The sequence below is a fragment of the Neobacillus sp. NRS-1170 genome (assembly GCF_050468025.1).
Genome location: NZ_JBITPF010000003.1, coordinates 135,716 through 154,371 on the forward strand (window position 1 = coordinate 135,716; position 18,656 = coordinate 154,371).

General features: G+C 39.8%; 17 protein-coding genes and 1 pseudogene. 17 read left to right on the plus strand and 1 reads right to left on the minus strand.

The window, feature by feature from the left end; all coding sequences use genetic code 11:
• The first annotated feature begins 2 nt into the window (after positions 1-2).
• On the plus strand, positions 3-623 hold the full coding sequence (locus tag ACIFOT_RS00595; RefSeq protein WP_430060607.1) for a class II aldolase/adducin family protein: 621 nt from the start codon (positions 3-5) through the stop codon (positions 621-623).
• Positions 620-1,687 carry an S-methyl-5-thioribose-1-phosphate isomerase gene (gene mtnA, locus ACIFOT_RS00600; RefSeq protein WP_430060610.1) on the plus strand — a complete coding sequence of 356 codons (1,068 nt, stop codon included), beginning with the start codon at positions 620-622 and terminating at the stop codon, positions 1,685-1,687. The genes ACIFOT_RS00595 and mtnA overlap by 4 nt, the downstream gene beginning before the upstream one ends.
• A 128-nt stretch (positions 1,688-1,815) precedes the next feature.
• Here the strand turns inward: mtnA and purF are convergent, their stop codons facing one another.
• Entirely contained in the window at positions 1,816-3,195 is a 1,380-nt protein-coding gene (gene purF / locus ACIFOT_RS00605) for an amidophosphoribosyltransferase (protein ID WP_430060613.1), read from the minus strand.
• A 350-nt stretch (positions 3,196-3,545) separates the two neighbouring features.
• Here purF and purK point away from each other — a divergent pair, with 350 nt between their 5' ends.
• The 15 genes and pseudogenes from purK to ACIFOT_RS00680 all read left to right on the plus strand — a co-directional run.
• Entirely contained in the window at positions 3,546-4,673 is a 1,128-nt protein-coding gene (gene purK / locus ACIFOT_RS00610) for a 5-(carboxyamino)imidazole ribonucleotide synthase (RefSeq protein WP_430060616.1), read from the plus strand.
• Positions 4,674-4,747: 74 nt separating this feature from the next.
• Positions 4,748-5,467 carry a phosphoribosylaminoimidazolesuccinocarboxamide synthase gene (purC, locus tag ACIFOT_RS00615; protein WP_430060620.1) on the plus strand — a complete coding sequence of 240 codons (720 nt, stop codon included), beginning with the start codon at positions 4,748-4,750 and terminating at the stop codon, positions 5,465-5,467.
• On the plus strand, positions 5,460-5,714 hold the full coding sequence (purS, locus tag ACIFOT_RS00620; protein WP_430060623.1) for a phosphoribosylformylglycinamidine synthase subunit PurS: 255 nt from the start codon (positions 5,460-5,462) through the stop codon (positions 5,712-5,714). The genes purC and purS overlap by 8 nt, the downstream gene beginning before the upstream one ends.
• A gap of 12 nt (positions 5,715-5,726) precedes the next feature.
• Positions 5,727-6,410, plus strand: coding sequence for a phosphoribosylformylglycinamidine synthase subunit PurQ (gene purQ / locus ACIFOT_RS00625; RefSeq protein ID WP_430060626.1), 684 nt, complete (start codon positions 5,727-5,729; stop codon positions 6,408-6,410).
• Positions 6,397-8,685 (plus strand): phosphoribosylformylglycinamidine synthase subunit PurL, encoded by a 2,289-nt coding sequence (purL, locus tag ACIFOT_RS00630; RefSeq protein WP_430060629.1) that lies wholly within the window; start codon positions 6,397-6,399, stop codon positions 8,683-8,685. The genes purQ and purL overlap by 14 nt, the downstream gene beginning before the upstream one ends.
• A gap of 13 nt (positions 8,686-8,698) precedes the next feature.
• Positions 8,699-9,733, plus strand: coding sequence for a phosphoribosylformylglycinamidine cyclo-ligase (purM, locus tag ACIFOT_RS00635; protein WP_430060631.1), 1,035 nt, complete (start codon positions 8,699-8,701; stop codon positions 9,731-9,733).
• A 2-nt stretch (positions 9,734-9,735) separates the two neighbouring features.
• The gene (gene purN / locus ACIFOT_RS00640) at positions 9,736-10,314 is read left to right on the plus strand and encodes a phosphoribosylglycinamide formyltransferase (RefSeq protein WP_430060634.1); all 579 of its coding nucleotides are present in this window, start codon (positions 9,736-9,738) and stop codon (positions 10,312-10,314) included.
• 75 nt (positions 10,315-10,389) lie between these two features.
• Complete coding sequence (gene purD / locus ACIFOT_RS00645; protein ID WP_430060637.1) at positions 10,390-11,649, plus strand: phosphoribosylamine--glycine ligase; 1,260 nt, start codon at positions 10,390-10,392, stop codon at positions 11,647-11,649.
• Positions 11,650-12,108: 459 nt separating this feature from the next.
• Positions 12,109-13,092, plus strand: coding sequence for a DnaD domain protein (locus ACIFOT_RS00650; protein ID WP_430060639.1), 984 nt, complete (start codon positions 12,109-12,111; stop codon positions 13,090-13,092).
• Positions 13,089-14,360, plus strand: a complete 1,272-nt coding sequence (locus tag ACIFOT_RS00655) for a replicative DNA helicase (protein ID WP_430060642.1) — start codon at positions 13,089-13,091, stop codon at positions 14,358-14,360. Before ACIFOT_RS00650 ends, ACIFOT_RS00655 begins: the two co-directional genes overlap by 4 nt.
• 47 nt (positions 14,361-14,407) lie before the next feature.
• Entirely contained in the window at positions 14,408-14,833 is a 426-nt protein-coding gene (locus ACIFOT_RS00660; RefSeq protein ID WP_430060645.1) for a hypothetical protein, read from the plus strand.
• A gap of 207 nt (positions 14,834-15,040) precedes the next feature.
• On the plus strand, positions 15,041-15,433 hold the full coding sequence (locus ACIFOT_RS00665; RefSeq protein ID WP_430060648.1) for a hypothetical protein: 393 nt from the start codon (positions 15,041-15,043) through the stop codon (positions 15,431-15,433).
• A 133-nt stretch (positions 15,434-15,566) separates the two neighbouring features.
• Positions 15,567-16,136: a thermonuclease family protein gene (locus ACIFOT_RS00670; protein ID WP_430060651.1), complete on the plus strand. Its 570-nt coding sequence runs from the start codon at positions 15,567-15,569 to the stop codon at positions 16,134-16,136.
• Positions 16,137-16,302: 166 nt separating this feature from the next.
• A complete protein-coding gene (locus ACIFOT_RS00675; protein ID WP_430060654.1) occupies positions 16,303-17,268 on the plus strand; it encodes a hypothetical protein in 966 nt (321 codons plus the stop codon).
• 181 nt (positions 17,269-17,449) lie between these two features.
• Positions 17,450-18,439 (plus strand): annotated as a pseudogene (locus ACIFOT_RS00680) (DNA/RNA helicase domain-containing protein); the annotation flags it as partial.
• Positions 18,440-18,656: the final 217 nt, after the last annotated feature.

Consider the following 18,656-nt stretch of genomic DNA (forward strand, 5'->3'; position numbering starts at 1 on the left):
GTGTGAAAGAAGAACTTTTGAAAAAAGAATTGGTCCATATTTCTCATAAAGTATACAGCCGGAGACTGACACAAGCGACAGGCGGAAATATCAGTGTACGAGTTCCAGAACGTGATGCCATACTTATAAAAAGATCAGGAATCAGCCTTGGTGAAGTCACAAAAGAGGACGCTCTCCTTTTATCGATGGATGGAGAGGTTTTAGAGGGATATGGGACGCCTTCGAAAGAGTACCGATTCCATTTAGGAATTTACCGGACACGCCCTGATGTCCAGGCGGTAGTTCATTGTCATCCAAACTATGCAATCGGATTTGCTTGCTTAGGAATAGAGCTCCCGCTGCCCACTGTAACGGCTCAAAAGATTCTTGGTCATGTACCCGTTGCGGAAGCGGCGCCCTCCGGTTCAGAAGAGTTAGCTTATTATGTTACCGAAGTTTTTGAAAAGTACCCAGGTATTAAAGCAGCTTTAATGAAAGATCATGGAATATGTACGGTTGGTCCTTCCCTTGAAGCAGCTTATAACATTGCCACCCTTGTGGAGGATACAGCCAATCAGGCTTTTATCAAAATGCAAATTCAAGCATCACTACCACAGCTTAGTAAAAAGGAGGTAATGAAATGAGCAAGCTTGAGCAATTCGTTCGGAATCTAAAAGACCAGCAGCTTTTACTTCCCATTTGGTTTGAAAATGGGGCACTAAAACTGATCAATCAGTTAAAGCTGCCCCATAAAGAGGAAATTCTCACAATCCAGAAAGTGGAGGATCTGGCTGAGGCGATAAGAAATATGACCATAAGAGGGTCAGGGGCAATCGGGATTGCAGGAGCGTGGGGGATGTATTTGGCCGCTCTTCATTCTGGCGGAACGCGGGAAGAAATGATTCGTGCGGCTAGATTGCTCAAAAGCACCCGCCCGACCGCAGTCAATTTGATGAAAACGATTGATGAAATTATGGATTGTGTAAATGGTTTTGAAATGACGCCGATTGACAGAATCGAAGCAAAGGTAATAGAGATTTTAGAACGACAGTTGCAATTCGAGCATTTACTAGGAAGCCATGGAGCCAATTTAATAAATGATGGCGATACGGTACTCACCCATTGCCATTCCGGGGCATTGGCTGGATCTGGTTATGGCGGACGAGCCCTGTCAGTCATTCGCAAGGCTTATGAACAAGGGAAAAACATTCAAGTCATTGCTTGTGAAACAAGACCATATTTACAAGGAGCGAGGATCACCGCTTATGAGCTTCAGAAGTTCGGAATCCCTGTCACGTTAATCACAGATAACATGTCGGGCTATTGTATGAGCGTAGGCAGGGTGCAAAAGGTGGTCGTAGGTTCCGACAGGGTTGCCGCAAACGGAGATTTGGCCAATAAAATCGGAACATATATGCACGCCCTAGCAGCCAAGGAACATGATATTCCCTTTTATACAGCCACCTCTAGTCATACGATAGACTTTTCTATTCAAAGCGGCGCCGATATTGAAGTGGAATTTCGCGGTGCAGAGGAAGTGACTTCCCTAAATGGACAGCGCCTTTCTCCAAAGGGAGTGGAAGCAATTTATCCGTCTTTTGATATTACGCCAAACAGTTATCTTTCGGGAATCATCACCGAAAAAGGTGTCATTACTCATCCCTTTTCCCAAAATCTACAACAGTTAAACAGTAAGGTCGTTCAGTAAGATCGAAAAAGATCAAAATAATCCATTTTGGAGATTAGGAAAATGGAGCAGCAACTAAGGGAAGAGGAGGCAGGTGACAAGGATCCCCCCTTAGTCACCTGCTTTCGTATTAATTTGGGTCGGGTTGTTCATTTCAAATACATTTTCGTTGGGTAAGCCCCATTAAAACAGGCTATACAACGACTGCTTGTATCTGCAAGATTTACATCAACTGCCTCTAATAACCCCTCTGTGCTTAAAAAGGCTAATGAATCTGCTCCGATAACTTGTCCCATTGCTCGTTCATGTTCGTGTTTGTTTGCAAAAAGTTCCTCTTTGGTTGGCATATCGACGCCATAAAAACAAGGGTTTTTTACCATTGGTGAAGTGATTCTTACATGGACTTCCTTTGCACCTGCCTGGCGGATCAATTGAACAATTCGCTTGCTTGTGGTTCCACGAACAATTGAATCGTCAACAAGTACGACTCTTTTATCCTTAAGTATTTCATGTACGGCACTTAATTTAAGACGGACGGCTAAATCACGTAATTCTTGAGTTGGTTCAATGAAGGAGCGCCCCGCATAAGGGTTTTTGATGATTCCCATTTCATATGGAATTCCTGATTGCTGTGCATAGCCAATAGCCGCAGGAACACTAGATTCTGGAACAGCAACCACAACATCAGCTTGTGTTGGGTGTTCTTTAGCTAAAATTTGACCTAATTCTTTCCTGGTGGCTAAAACACTTCTTCCATGAATCACACTATCAGGACGGGCAAAATAAACAAATTCAAAGGAACAAAGAGAAATCTCTCCTTTTTCAGCAAATCTTCCGGTTTTTATTCCCTTTTCGTCTACAAGAATCCACTCTCCTGGTTCAACATCTCTCCAAAACTTAGCATCAACTGCATTTAAAGCACACGTTTCAGAAGCCGCGATGATGGATTCACCAATTTTCCCGAGGCTAAGGGGCCGTAATCCATGACGATCTAAGGCAATTAGCATTTGTTTATCTGTCATGATAAGCAAAGCGAATGAACCGTCGATCCGCTTAAGAACATCAGGCCCAGCTTCATGAAAATATTGTTTACTGGATCGTGCTATTAAGTGAGCAATCATTTCTGTATCAGTTGTTGTCTGAAAGATGGCTCCTTGTTGTTGGAGAACTTTCCGTTCGATATTAGCATTCACAAGGTTCCCGTTATGGGCAACGGCCAAATCGCCCTCACTATATTTAAAGACAAGGGGCTGTGCGTTTTGCAGTAAACTAGCACCAGAAGTGGAATACCTTACATGCCCAATGGCCATATTTCCATTAAGCCCATCAAGGATTTGTCGGGAAAATACTTGGGTTACCAAACCCATTCCCCTATGATGCCTAAATGTTTTCCCATCACTTGCAACGATTCCGGCACTCTCCTGTCCGCGATGCTGAAGGGCATGAAGTCCGTAATATGTTAAATCCGCCGCTTTCGGGTGATTAAACACCCCAAATACACCGCATTTCTCCCGCATTTCTAAATCCATTTGTATAAACCTCCCCATAGAACATCATTTCCTTATTTTTGTCGAGTGATAAATTTCTATCCTACTAATTTACTGTAATGCCAAAAGGATAATTTTTTGGTTATTTAGAGTGGAAAACAGGAGAACATAAAATGATTAAAACGTTTGAGAAGGCTCTTTTCGTAAACTATGTTGCTTTTGGGGCTTAATAAAGGGCATTTACTAAGTCTGTAGGCAATTTTCGCAAATGTTCTTACGAAAAGATGCCACGATGCAAGTAGTTATACGTGTTGATGAACTTATACGAAAAACAATAATCTTTGCGAAAATAGCCTTTGAGAAACTACGGCTGTAAAAAGGAGGAGAACACTGTGAAAGTAATTAAACCCGGCTCAACAATAGGTATATTAGGGGGAGGACAGCTGGGCAGAATGATTTCACTTGCTGGGAGAAATATGGGATACCGCTTCATTACTTTGGATCCGACACCCGATTCACCTTGTGGACAGGTTGCTGATTTTCAAATCACAGCTCCTTTTTCAGAGTTAAAGGCTGCCAAAGAATTAGCGGAATCCTCAGATGTTATTACTTACGAATTTGAGAATGTTGACTCTAATGTAGCCTCCATCTTAGAAACAACTTCGTTTGTCCCACAAGGTAGCACGCTTCTTAAAATAACTCAAAATCGAATTCGTGAAAAAAGCACCTTACAGTCCAGCGATGTGCCTGTTGCCCCTTACATGGTTATAGAAACTGAAAATGACATTACCTCGGCAATAGATTGTCTTGGACTTCCTTATGTAATGAAAACAGCAACTGGAGGATACGATGGGAAAGGGCAATGGGTGATAAGAAACCAGGATCAGATTTCCATTGCCATTGAGGCTTGGAATAAAGCTGGTGTAGACATGATCATTGAACAATTTATTCCGTTTAGCAAAGAATTATCGGTGATTGTTGCCCGAAATGCACATGGTCAAATGAAAACCTTTCCAGTAGCTGAAAATGTACATACAAATAATATCCTGCATCAGTCAATTGTGCCAGCAAGAATCACAGATGAACAACGAAAGTCGGCAGAAAGAGTCGCATTGAGAATCGCAGAATCCTTCCAAGTTGTGGGGTTAATTGCCATTGAAATGTTCCTTACAAATGAAGGTGAAATTATCGTGAATGAGCTTGCACCTAGACCCCATAATTCCGGTCATTATTCAATGGATGCTTGTATTACATCACAATTTGAACAGCATATTCGGGCAATATGTGGACTGCCTTTAGGAGATACTACCCTTTTGAGTCCGATTATCATGGTGAATATTTTAGGCCAGCATTTAGGTGCTGTGTTAGATAAAATGGATCAGCTTCCCTCAACTTCCAAGCTTCATTTATATGGTAAGAAGGAAAGCGTAGAAAATAGAAAAATGGGCCATATCAATTTTTTGGGTCCAACGATCGAAGAAGTGGTCCTGCAAATCAATAAACTTCAAATTTGGACATAAAACAGGTTGCCAGATGAAGTTTTATGGATAGGTATTGAAATGAGCGAATAGGTCGGAGCAGAGGAGTGAAAACAGTGGAAAAATTAGAACTGCTTTATGAAGGAAAAGCCAAAAAGGTGTTTAAAACATCAGAACCTGGAAAGTATTGGATTGAATATAAAGATGATGCCACCGCCTTTAATGGGGAGAAAAAAGCTCAAATTGCTGGAAAAGGAATGCTAAATAACGAGATTAGTACCATTTTTCTTAGTTTATTGAAGGAAAAAGGAGTGCACAATCATTTTATTAAAAAAATCTCAGCCACGGAACAAATCGTACAGCAAGTAGAGATAATCCCTATTGAGGTTGTGGTTCGAAATATAGCAGCAGGATCACTTGCCAAAAGGCTGGGATGGGAGGAAGGAAAAGAACTTTCACAGTCAATTGTGGAGTATTACTTTAAAAATGATGAGCTAGGAGACCCTTTCATTAACAATGATCATATAGGCATTCTTGGACTAGCTAATGAGCAGGAAATGGGTGAACTTCGAGAACAAGCCCTAAAAATCAATGAGATATTAAAAGAATTTGTTTTAAATAAAGGTATTATTTTAGTTGATTTTAAATTGGAGTTTGGGAAAACTCCTGCTGGCGAAGTGATTTTGGCAGATGAAATCTCTCCGGATACCTGTCGATTCTGGGATGCCGAAACAAAGCAAAAGTTAGACAAAGATCGGTTTAGACGGGATTTAGGGAACGTCGAGGAGGCTTATCAAGAAATACTACGGAGAATTGGGGGTAGTGTCAATGTTTAAAGCTACGGTATATGTAACATTAAGGGAGAGTGTTTTAGATCCACAAGGAAATGCTGTTCACGAGTCGCTTCATTCTCTTGGCTATGACGAGGTCGGAGATGTTCGAATTGGGAAATACATGGAGCTTGAAATGAATAGTGAGGATCAAAAGACGGCAGAAGAACGAGTAAGGGATATGTGTGAAAAATTGTTAGCTAACACTGTCATCGAAGACTATAGATTTGAACTTAAAAAGTTAGAAGGATAGGAGGGGAATAAGTTGAACTTTGCTGTACTGGTTTTTCCAGGTTCAAACTGCGATATAGATATGTATAAAGCTGTTTCAGATACGATTGAACAGCCTGTAGAGTATGTATGGCATATGGAAACGGACCTGGCAAAATATGATGCAATCCTGGTTCCAGGAGGGTTTTCTTATGGAGATTATTTACGTCCAGGGGCAGTGGCGAGCTTATCTCCCGTAATGGATCAAGTAAAAATAGCGGCGGAAAAAGGCAAATTGGTTCTTGGGGTCTGCAATGGTTTTCAGATTCTAACGGAGGCTGGGTTATTGCCAGGTGCGTTAAAAAGGAATCAACGTTTAAAGTTTTATTGTGACACCATTGATTTACATGTGGAAAACAACAAAACTCCGTTCACGTTAGAATATGAAGAAAGCGAAACCATTCGTATTCCCATTGCTCATGGGGATGGAAATTATTATTGCGACGAAGAGACACTAAAAGCTTTAGAACAGAATAATCAAATCGTCTTCAGGTATAAAGGAAACAATCCAAATGGTTCCATTTCTGAGATTGCCGGGGTGATCAATGAAAGAGGAAATGTTTTAGGTTTAATGCCCCACCCAGAACGCGCCGTTCATAAATGGCTTGGGTCGGATGATGGAAGGCGGATGTTCTCTTCTATTTTAAGTTACTGGAGGCAACAAAATGGTACAGAATAATGAACCAACTCCTGAGCAAATCATTGAGCAAAAAGTCTATCGGGAAATGGGATTGACTGATGAAGAATTTGATAAAGTAATCAATATTCTGGGGCGGAAACCAAATTATACAGAAACGGGCATATTTAGTGTGATGTGGTCCGAGCACTGCAGCTATAAAAATTCGAAGGTAGTCCTTAAACGGTTTCCCACCTCTGGTCCTCACGTACTGCAAGGTCCGGGTGAAGGAGCAGGGATTGTTGATATTGGAGATAATCAAGCAGTCGTGTTTAAAATTGAAAGCCACAATCATCCTTCGGCCATTGAGCCCTACCAAGGCGCTGCTACGGGGGTTGGCGGTATCATTCGAGATGTTTTTTCTATGGGTGCCCGCCCGATTGCCTTATTGAACTCGCTCCGTTTTGGCGAACTGGACAACCCAAAAACCAAATATATTTTTGAAAATGTGGTCGCGGGTATTGCTGGCTACGGTAACTGTATGGGCATTCCTACGGTTGCCGGAGAGATCTACTTTGATTCTTCTTATGAAGGAAATCCCTTGGTCAATGCCATGTGTGTTGGCTTAATCAACCATGATCAAATTCAGAAAGGGGTAGCCAAAGGGATTGGCAATCCTGTTATTTATGTTGGTGCGGCAACCGGAAGAGATGGGATACATGGAGCTACATTCGCATCAGAAGAGTTGAGCGAAAATTCCGAAGCGAAACGACCAGCCGTTCAGGTGGGAGACCCTTTTATGGAAAAATTGTTACTGGAAGCAACACTTGAACTTATTGCCTCTGGTCATGTGGTGGGGATCCAGGATATGGGAGCGGCAGGATTAACCAGCTCCAGCTCTGAAATGGCCAGTAAAGCGGGAAATGGCATTGAATTGAATCTTGATCTTGTCCCACAACGTGAAAAGGGAATGAGTGCCTACGAAATGATGCTTTCAGAATCCCAAGAAAGAATGCTGGTTGTAGCAAAAAAAGGGAAAGAAGAGGAAGTAAAAAAGATTTTTGACAAATGGGGACTTCATTCTTCTGTTATTGGACGAGTGACAGATGATAATCTACTTCGAATCATTCATAAAGGAGAGGTCGTTGCGGAAATCCCAGCAGACAAGCTGGCGGATGATGCTCCGGTATATTGTAAGCCATCTAAAGAAGCTCCTTATTATGAACAATACTCCTCTTTAGATCCAGCTGTACTCATAGAAGAACCTGACGACTATATTTCCGTCTTAAAGCAGCTGTTAGCTTCGCCTACGATTGCTAGTAAGGAGTGGGTATATCAACAATATGACTTTATGGTTAGAACAAATACAGCGGTCATACCAGGATCGGATGCAGCTGTTGTGGCAATCCGAGGAACACGAAAAGCATTGGCGATGACAACGGATTGCAACGGAAGATATGTTTACCTTGATCCATTCGTTGGTGGAGCCATTGCTGTAGCCGAAGCAGCTCGTAATGTCGTATGTTCCGGTGCGGAGCCTTTAGCCATAACCGATAACTTAAATTTTGGGAATCCAGAAAAACCGGAAATCTTCTGGCAGTTTGAAAAGGCTGCAGATGGAATTAGTGAAGCGTGCCGTCAGTTAAACACACCGGTCATCGGCGGAAACGTCAGTCTTTATAACGAGACAAAAGGAGAAGCTATTTTTCCAACTCCAACGATTGGCATGGTAGGGTTAATTAAAGATATCAATCATATTACTACTCAGGAATTTAAAAAAGAGGGAGACTTAATCTTTTTAATTGGGGAAACCAAAGCAGAAATTGGCGGCTCGGAATACCAAAAAATAATAACAGGAAAAATCGAAGGGCGTCCACCGAAAATAAACCTTGATTTGGAAAAGAATATCCAAGCTTTTACCCTCAAGGTGATTCAAGAAGGATTGGTCCAATCAGCTCATGATACGGCAGAAGGCGGTTTAGCAGTTGCTATAGCGGAAAGTTGTATTGGTGGGAAGATGGGATCAGAAATTCAATTAACTGACGAACTTCGAGCAGATTTTAGCCTTTTTAGTGAATCTCAATCTAGAATTATTCTTTCCGTGTCAGCAGAACAGGCGGAAAGGATAAAGGAAATGGCGAAACAAGTAGAGATACCAATAAAAGAAATCGGTAAAGTGAAAGGTAAGGAACTGTCAATTACACATAATGGAAGAATGGTCATCTCGGAGCCGATTGCTGCATTGGAAACAGCCTGGCGGAATGCAATTCCAGACATTATGCGTTCAGGATTATTAAAAAAGTTCAACATGCAGGAAATCTCTGCAAGTTTACCGTAAAGGAGAGAAGCAAATGAGTGATGCGTACCGTCAAGCTGGAGTCGATATCGATGCGGGGAATGAAGCAGTTGAACGAATGAAAAAACATGTAAAAAAAACCTTTCGTCCAGAGGTGCTAACCGGATTAGGGGGTTTTGGAGCTCTATTTAAGCCAGACCTAACGGGGATGGAAGAGCCCGTTTTTGTTTCCGGTACGGATGGAGTAGGGACCAAATTGAAAATTGCCTTTGCCATTGACAAGCACGACACCATTGGAATCGATGCTGTTGCGATGTGCGTAAATGATGTCATCGTCCAAGGGGCCGAGCCCCTTTTTTTTCTAGACTATTTAGCCTGCGGTAAGATCATCCCCGAAAAAATTGAAGCCATCGTGAAAGGGATCGCAGATGGCTGTGTGCTGGCCGGGTGTGCATTAATTGGCGGCGAGACCGCCGAGATGCCGGGAATGTACCAGGACGAGGAATATGACATTGCTGGATTCACAGTAGGTGTAGTGGATCAAAAACATGTTATTGATGGAACCAAAGTAAAAGAAGGCCAGGTCCTAATTGGTTTAGCTTCAAGTGGTGTACATAGCAATGGGTTTTCGCTTGTCAGAAAGGTTCTATTGGAGGATGCAAAGCTCACATTAGGTGACTATGTGGATGAATTAGAATCTGAATTGGGTAACGTGTTACTAGAACCAACCAAAATTTATGTGAAATCGGTCCTTTCAACCATACGAAAATATAATGTCTCTGGTCTGGTACATGTAACAGGTGGAGGCTTTTACGATAACATTCCACGGATTCTTCCAAAAGGCTTACAAGTTGGAATTAATCGTGAATCATGGAAGGTCCCGAAAATTTTTTCCTTTATCCAAAATGTAGGCAAAATTTCTGATTATGATATGTTTCGGACTTTTAATATGGGAATTGGCATGATTTTAGTCGTAGATTCTGCAGACTCCCGGGCCATTATCGAGCACCTGCAATCGTTGGGTGAAGATGCGTATGTAATTGGTACAGTGCAAAAAGGAACCGAAGACGTCGTATTCAAGAAGGAGTAAGTATGAAGATTGCCGTTTTTGCTTCTGGTACGGGTTCTAATTTTTCAGCAATTCTAGAATCCATCCAATCAAAAAAAATCACTAACGTAGAAGTGGTTTTACTAGTTAGCGACCGCCCTGAAGCCCTTGCTGTTCAGAAAGCTAAGGATGAACTGATTCCTGTGCATACTTTTAGGGCCAAGGACTATCCAAACAAACAAGCCTTTGAAGAAGAGATTGTAGAAAAATTAAGACAAAGGTTTGTCGATTTTATCGTATTGGCTGGATACATGAGACTGCTGGGTCCTGTTTTACTACAAGCCTATGATAGAAAAATCATCAATGTCCATCCGTCCTTATTACCAGCCTTCGCAGGAAAAGATGCCATAGGCCAAGCACTTGATTATGGGGTAAAGGTGACAGGTGTGACGGTCCATTATGTGGATGAGGGAATGGATACAGGTCCCATTATCGCCCAGCGAGTCGTTACTGTCGATTCAGATGAAACAAAAGATTCATTAGTAAAAAAGATTCAAGAGCAGGAGCACCAATTATTACCAGAAGTGATCCAAATGCTTGCGAATAAGGAGGCAGTAAAATGAAGCAGCAAATAAGAATGGAATCGCTATGGTGTATACAGGCATAAGACATTTTAAACACTAGGAGGTATTAGCGGAATGAAGGTGTTAGTCGTAGGGGGAGGCGGCCGTGAGCATGCCGTTGTTTGGAAATTGTCTAAAAGTCCTAAGATTAAGCAAATTTATTGTGCTCCTGGTAATCCAGGAATCGCACAATTAGCGAAATGCGTATCTATTTCTGTTTCAGAGATTGAAAAATTAGCTGATTTTGCAAAAAATGAACAAATAGATTTTACTTTTGTGGGACCAGAGGAGCCTCTCTCAAAGGGGATTGTCAATTATTTTAAACAACAGGGATTAGCGATTTATGGCCCTACAAAAGAAGCAGCACTGATTGAGGGAAGCAAGGCGTTCGCAAAAGAATTAATGATGAAGTATCATATTCCCACAGCAAAATATGCTGCTTTTACAAACTACGATGAAGCTTTAGCCTATGTTCGCAGTGAAGGAGCACCAATCGTAATAAAAGCAGATGGCTTAGCTGCAGGAAAAGGGGTAATTGTAGCAAAAAAACTGGATGAAGCAGAGGAAGCCCTAAATAGTATGATGAAAGAAGTCACATTTGGTTCGGCTGGAGCAAGAGTGGTCGTCGAGGAGTTTCTGGAGGGCGAAGAAATGACCTTGCTCGCATTTGTTAATGGGACTACTGTGAAGCCAATGGTACCGGCCCAAGATCATAAGCCTGTATATGATGGTGACAAGGGACCTAACACAGGTGGAATGGGAACTTATGCTCCATTACCTCATATTGATTCCTTAATGGTTGAGCGGATTGTCCAAGAAATAGTCCAACCAACGGTAAGAGGGATGGCATTAGAAGGCTGTCCTTTTGAGGGGATTCTTTATACGGGTTTGATGCTGACGAAGGAAGGTCCAAAGGTGATTGAATATAATGCACGCTTTGGTGATCCGGAAACACAAGTAGTTCTACCACTTTTAGAAACGGATTTACTTGATATCTTAATGGCAAGCATCTCAAGTGAATTGGAAAATCTAGAGGTGAAATGGAAAAACAAGTCAGCAGTTTGCGTGATTATGTCTTCTGCCGGCTATCCAGGCCCATACAAAAAAGGCCAAGTAATTAATGGATTGGATCAGGTTTCTTATCCAACGATTGTTTTTCATGCTGGAACCTCTGAACAGGAAGGCGAGATCCTAACAAATGGTGGACGTGTTCTTGGGATCACTGCTATTGGTGACACTTTGAAAGTAGCGAGGCAATTGGCATACCAGTCTGTAGAAAAGATATCTTTTACAGGTGCTCATTACCGAACAGATATAAGTTCTAAGGCTTTCTAATTAACATGCTTGAATCTTATCAGGAATAGGAGAGACATCAAGGGTGACTCTCTTTTTTTGATGTTCAACATCTTTTTCACATTCGTTTGAAGCAAATCTATTAAAAATCTGGTTATGTTTTAAAAATCGCGTGGTTCAAATGATATTAGCTGAAATTAGACCATAAGAACCGTCCCCATGAAACACAAAGAAAATAACTAAAAATCAAACGAAATTGCAAAAAACGCCTTCAAAAACGATTTTTGAAGGCGTTTTTTGACGTTTGGCTTTAAAAATGCCCTCAAAATTGAAAAATGCAAATTCGCTTTAAACCGTCTATCTCGATATTGTAGAAGTACCAAGAAGTGGTCTTACATAAAGAGTACGCAAAGGACTATTGAAATACATATGACCATTTCTTTCATTTTTTTCTATACCAAGTATGAAGGAATTTTATTAGGAGAAAGGCAGTGGTTGAAAATGGCAAAATATAGAATGGTACGTACTGATTTTTGGAAGAATCCGAATGTTTCAGAAGAGATGACGCCGGAGGACAAATTTTTCTTTCTTTATCTTCTTACGAATCCATATACCACTCAAATTGGAATCTACAAGATTACCAAAAAAGAAATGGCATTTGACTTGGGTTATTCGGATGAAACTCTAAATTTGATAATGGAGCGATTCATCGAACATCATAAAATGATTCGTTACAATCCAGTAACAAGAGAGCTCGCGATTAAAAACTGGGGGAAATTTAACCTGGATAAAGGCGGTAAGCCATTCATGGATTGTATTTACTCCGAATTAAAAAATGTCAAAGATACCTCACTTATCCAATATGTTTCGGAAGCCATACAAAAACAGGAAATTCGCAGCCTGTTTGAATCATTTTGCGAACAAGAAGAGAGGGATTCCAGCAATAAAGTTAACGACCAAAAAGAAAATAATACATATTCAGCTCCTGATTGTGGAGAGAATGACGACACGTTTACGTCTCGTTATACGATAGGTGGACAAAAAGAAAATAAAAAAGAAAAACAACAACAAAAAGCTTTTAAAACCATAATAGAGAACAATCCAGAAATAGAAAATCATCTAAAAACAGCAGATGCGAAAGAAATTATTGAGTTTTGGGATAACAATGGATTTGGTTTTTCAAACGTAAATGCGAAACAACAGCTGTTATCTTGGTTAGATGACTCTAGCTTTTTACAGCCGAAAGAGGTGATTCTAAAAGCCATGACTATTGCGTGTGCCAATAACAAGCGAAAGCTGAACTATGTGGTTGGGATTCTGAAAAACTGGGAAAATGAATCCTTACTGACCATTGAAGAAATTGATTCATTTCAGACGAAGGAAAAGCCTGGACCAAAACAGAGGCCATTAACTCAATCCATTTCTGCCGGTAGAGATATTCCTAGTGAATTTAAACTCGACCTTACAGCAGGTGAAGATTGGTGAGTATAGCGGAAAAAGCTTTCTTAGGCAGCTTGATAAAGGCGGATTACTTATTGAAGGATACCGTTATTCAACCAGAACAGCTAGAGAGCATTCAGCATAAAGAATTAATGCGGAGAATGCTGGAGTTGCACCGAGCCGGAAGTAATGTTGATTTAATCACATTAACCACTTTACCTGATCTAGAATCATTGGGTGGAATTTCCTACCTTTCGGAGCTGCTATCGTATGCAGATCCAGAAAAATTTGAAGGAATGGAGAAGCTGATTCTTGGCCTTTGGAAGGAACGGGAAAAGAGAAACATTCTAACAGTTGCAGCTATGAATGATTGGGAGATTGCGAAAGTCATTGCCGAATTGGATAAAATTAACCAAATGAAAATGGAGGATCACACGTCCTTACAACAAGCGATGTCCTTTATCTATGAAGCACCCTGGGAAGATCAAAATACGTTGAGAAATGCACCAACAGGTATTAAACAGCTCGACGAAGTAACAGGAGGATTTCAGGATGGAGAAGTAACGATTTTAGCAGCAAGACCCTCAATGGGAAAAACCGACGTCATGCTTCATTTTGCCAAGATGTCGGGTTGGGCAGGATTTTTGCCACTCGTATTTTCACTAGAAATGCCTGAAAAGCTAATAACCACACGATTAATTGCTTCGACAGGAGGCTTTAACCGTGCCAAAATGCGGGATCCGAAAAGGATGCTCACACCAAGACAAAAAGATAAATGGTCGGGTGTGATTAATGAGCTTACTGAAACCAATATACAAATATTTGATGGGGCAGGTCAAACGATTGCGGAAATGAGAGCGAAAACCCGAAAATTAATGCATCAATTTCCTGCCAAGAAACCGATCCTTTTTATTGATTACTTAACACTAATACATTCCAGCCAACCTTTCGGAGGGAATTCCCATTTACAAGTAACGGAAATATCTAAATCTCTTAAAAGGATGGCGAAGGATTTTAATTGCCCTGTTATTTGTTTAGCGCAGTTAAATCGATCGGTAGAATCAAGAGCCATCAAACGGCCTATGATGTCTGATATTCGGGAATCAGGCAGTGTCGAACAAGATGCCGATGTCATTTTGTTTTTGTACCGTGAAAAGTATTATGACAAGGAGTCGCAGGACTATTCCCTTGAAATCATCGTTTCGAAAAACCGAAACGGTCCTGTCGGAACGATCGCTGTGAATTACAACGAACATACTGGAAAGATTGAGGATCAAAAGGGACAGAGTCAAACTGTTGAATCATCTCTTTAAGAACAAGCTTATGAACAATAATAAAATCCCATATTGAGGTGCTATTTATGAACGTAAAAGAACTTTACCTAAATTGTATACATTGTGAAGAATCCTCATTGGCTCATTATATTCACCATTTACTAGGAGAGAAGAAAATTTCATTAGAGGACAACATTTCCAAACTAGACTTAAAACAAGCAAATCATCAGAAGGTAGCAGAAATGATTAAAACAAATCTATTAGGTTTTCGCAGGAGGAATGGTATTTACGCTTTGAAGATGAAGCAGAAAGAATTTGTCTTTATCTATGCAGCCAGCAAGCAAGAGGCCATCCAGTTCTATACCGACACCTTTCACCAAACACCATTGAACTGCCACGAATATTCACTAGATTTCCAGCTTTCTAGAGGAAATGAGGTGATTTCGTTTCGAGATATGAAGAAAGAATTTGATCGTTTTCCAGCTATTGCAGGGTATTCTCATAGGGTGTGATGTTATGCCCAAATATATTTTGTTCTTTTCCACAAGGTCATTTATGTAAAAAGGAATTCCTACCTTGTCCTTTTGGATCATTTTTATCTATATAAAGGGTGTAAGGTGAAAGGATGGTTAGCTAGATTTAGAAATTGCATTTTAGCTAATCAACCTGGCGTGAACAAAAGTATATGTTGGGAGATGATGGTACTGAAGGAATCACAATTGGAAGAAATTTCGGTAGAGAACATCAATTCGTGGATTCTTAGCATTGGTTTAAAGGAAGCCTTTTTATTGTATCAGTTTCATAAATTGATAGAAAACAAAGGACATTTAATTAAAGGTGAGAAATGGGTAAATATCACCTATGATGAGCTACATGAGCATTTGAGTATTTGGTCAAAGAGTTCGATCAAAAGACTGGTACATCTACTCGAAGAAAAAGGATACATCGTTTCTGCCAATTGGAATGAATTAAAATTAGATAAGTCGAAGTGGTACACCTTAAATTATCAGAAACTACTAAAAAAGCTTGATCCTCATACATATCGGAAGTCAATGGATATAAGTGGAAATGCTGTCTCAGATTCAGCTTTAGATTCAACCGATTTAGATTAACTGTAATAAACCAGCAAGGTGTGGAATAAATGCAGCGTGATCGAAGTCATGCTGCATTTTTATGTAGCTTCGATCATCAACCCACATGATAAATGGGCAGTTTGTCAATTTGAGAGGATAGGAGGAGGTTTGGATGAGAAAAAAAATAGTTGGAGTTACTCTATTCGCAGTTGCAATCATTCTTGGGTTTCCACAAATCCAGAATGAAGAAGCCAACCAAAAGCTCAACATTAAGTCGGATGCAGGGAGTTCTACAGGGCAACAACCCATTACCTTAGTAAGAACTATAGATGGTGATACGATTAAAGTGAAAGTGAAGGGAAAAATCGAAACAGTACGTTATCTTTTGGTCGATACACCTGAATCAAAAAAGGAAGGAATGTGTGTACAACCTTTTGCGATAGAGGCTTTTCGAAGGAATAACCAGTTGGTAAACAGCGGCAGATTAACGTTGGAGTTTGAAGAAGGGAATACAAGGGATTCATATGGACGACTTTTAGCTTATGTTTATGTCGATGGAAAAATGGTTCAAGAGACCTTGATCAAAGAAGGGTTGGCACGGGTGGGATACATCATGAATCCGCCCTATAAGTTTCTTAATCTGTTAAGGGAAAATGAAAATTTAGCAAAAAGGGAAAAAGAAAACATATGGAGTCATCCGAACTATGTAACAAAAAGGGGATTTAATGGGTGTGTGCAATAGATAAATAACTCCATAAAATTTATTTACTGTAGTAAGTCTTTTTGAAATCGGACTAATTACTTAACTCATTTCCTAGTAATTTACAAGAAATTACAGAAAATAGATTAATATTTTCAAAGGAAAATGATAGAATTAATAGTATTAAAGACATAAAATGGGGGGCAATATGAGGAAGTTTATTATTTCAGGGTTGTTTGCATTTGGTCTATTTGCTTTTATCATACCAAATGTACAAGCAGCGAGCGTTCAGGGGTGGAAAAGTGTTAAAGGCAATTGGTACTATTACACCTCAAGTACAACTACATATAAAGGATGGCTATTCGATAGAGGACACTGGTACTATTTAGATTCAGATGGAAAAATGAAGAGAGGTTGGCTTCAACAAGACGGCAAATGGTATTATCTCAATGAGATAACTGGAGCAATGAGAACTGGTTGGCAAAAGGATAAATACCAATGGTATTACTTTAATCGATCTGGGGTTATGCAAACAGGCTGGGTAAAGGATAATAGCAAATGGTATTTCATGGATTCCAACGGTAGGATGCAGACAGGCTGGGTATATGATGATGGCCATTATTATCTGGATTCAACTGGAGCAATGAAAACAGGCTGGTTTATAGAAAGACATCCGCTGGGGACCACTAGAGGGGTCGTATATGCATATCCTAATGGTAAGGCTGCATATAACGAAATGGTCGATGAAGCTTATTTTGTCAATGACGAAGGGGTTTGGGTACCGAGTGAAAATCTTGAAAAATATTACAAACCTTTAAAGATGGCAGCACAAGCAAATGGAGCGAGACTTAGTGTTCTTACAGATAGGGGTCCTAGTTCCGAGAGTGGTCCTTTTATTGACCTATTTGTTATAGATGTTGATAAAAATGATATTGCATTTAGTTTTTACTACGAACCGGGTAAGGAAACCGACATTGACTTTACCAGTATCACAGGCAAAGCTGATAGCAAATACACAAGCCTTTATGTTGATTCCGCTATAGCACTAGGATGTCCTTTGGACAAACAGAGTTTAACGGACGTAATTACCCAATCTTTAAATCAAGGCGGTAAGTTTACTGATGGTTCGGTTACAGTAACTACCACTAACCAAACCATTTATATTGATTGGTAATTTTTGAATCTACCCTTCTTTCAGAAGGGTTTTTTTATTGAATAAAGAATTCTTTTCAAAGGAAGGAATATTTTTAATGAAATGACTTATGAATTCATCTATAGGGATGCTGTTTTTCCAGCTTGTATTTTTCCAAAAAAAACTAAATAATGAATATAGTAAATCGTAAGGAATGAGTATAATGATCGTATACGAAGCAACCAAATCGGAATTTCTAAAAGACGTTTTTCAGGATGAATTAGTAAATAATATAGTTAGAAACTATAACTCCAAAATTGGCCGGATTAATGAGCGGGAAGTCCGTGCATGGGATAATTCCATGCAATACATGTACCGAGTGCTAAGTGATCATGAGATACCTAAAGATGCCGGTGTGGCCATTGAGTTTAAAATTCCTTATACGTCCAAGAGGGTTGATTTTTTAATCTCCGGTAAGCGTGGAGAACAAAATTCAGTTGTAATAGTAGAACTAAAGCAGTGGAAGTCTGTTGAAGTCATTAGAGGAAAAGAAGCGATTGTAAAGACCGTTATAAATCGAGGATTAGTGGAAACAATCCATCCATCCTATCAAGCATGGTCCTATGCAGCTTTAATAAAAGATTATAATGAAAACGCACAAAAAGAAGAGATTGATTTGTATCCATGTGCATACTTACATAATTATATAGATCAAGGGCAAAATGATCCGCTGACGGACAAAGTGTATCAATATTATATCGAGGAAGCCCCAGTATTTATTAAGGGACAAGCCAGAAATCTTAGAGATTTTATAAAGAAGTATATTCAATACGGCGATAACAAGGAAAATCTTTATAAAATTGAAAATGGCCGGATTCGCCCGTCCAAGTCTTTACAGGATTCCTTAAGCAATATGTTAAAAGGTAATCCTGAATTTGTCATGATTGATGATCAAAAAGTGGTTTATGAACAAGCGATCTATATGGCTAAAGAAGCAATGAGGACGAATACGAAACAGGTGCTTGTGGTTACAGGAGGACCAGGAACAGGAAAATCTGTGCTGGCAATAAACCTTCTGGTTGAATTAACGAAATAAAGTATGGTGAGCCAATAAGTAACCAAAAATGCAGCACCAAGAAATATTTATGCAACTAAATTGAAGCAGGATTTTCGAAAAGGTCACATCGATAATTTATTTAAAGGTTCTGGAAGCTTGAAATCAGAAAAACATAGTTATCAAGAGATAAATGAGGATTTTAAGAAATACGGAAAGGATAGCTTTGTATTTATAATTTTAACTTATTGTAATAATTCGCAATTACATAGGTTTGAAAAAAGTTGGCTCCAAACATATAGCGAAAAAGAAAAGCTATACAATCAAGTTGAAATTGATAATTGGGATACGGCAAAAGGTAGATGGGTTAGGAATA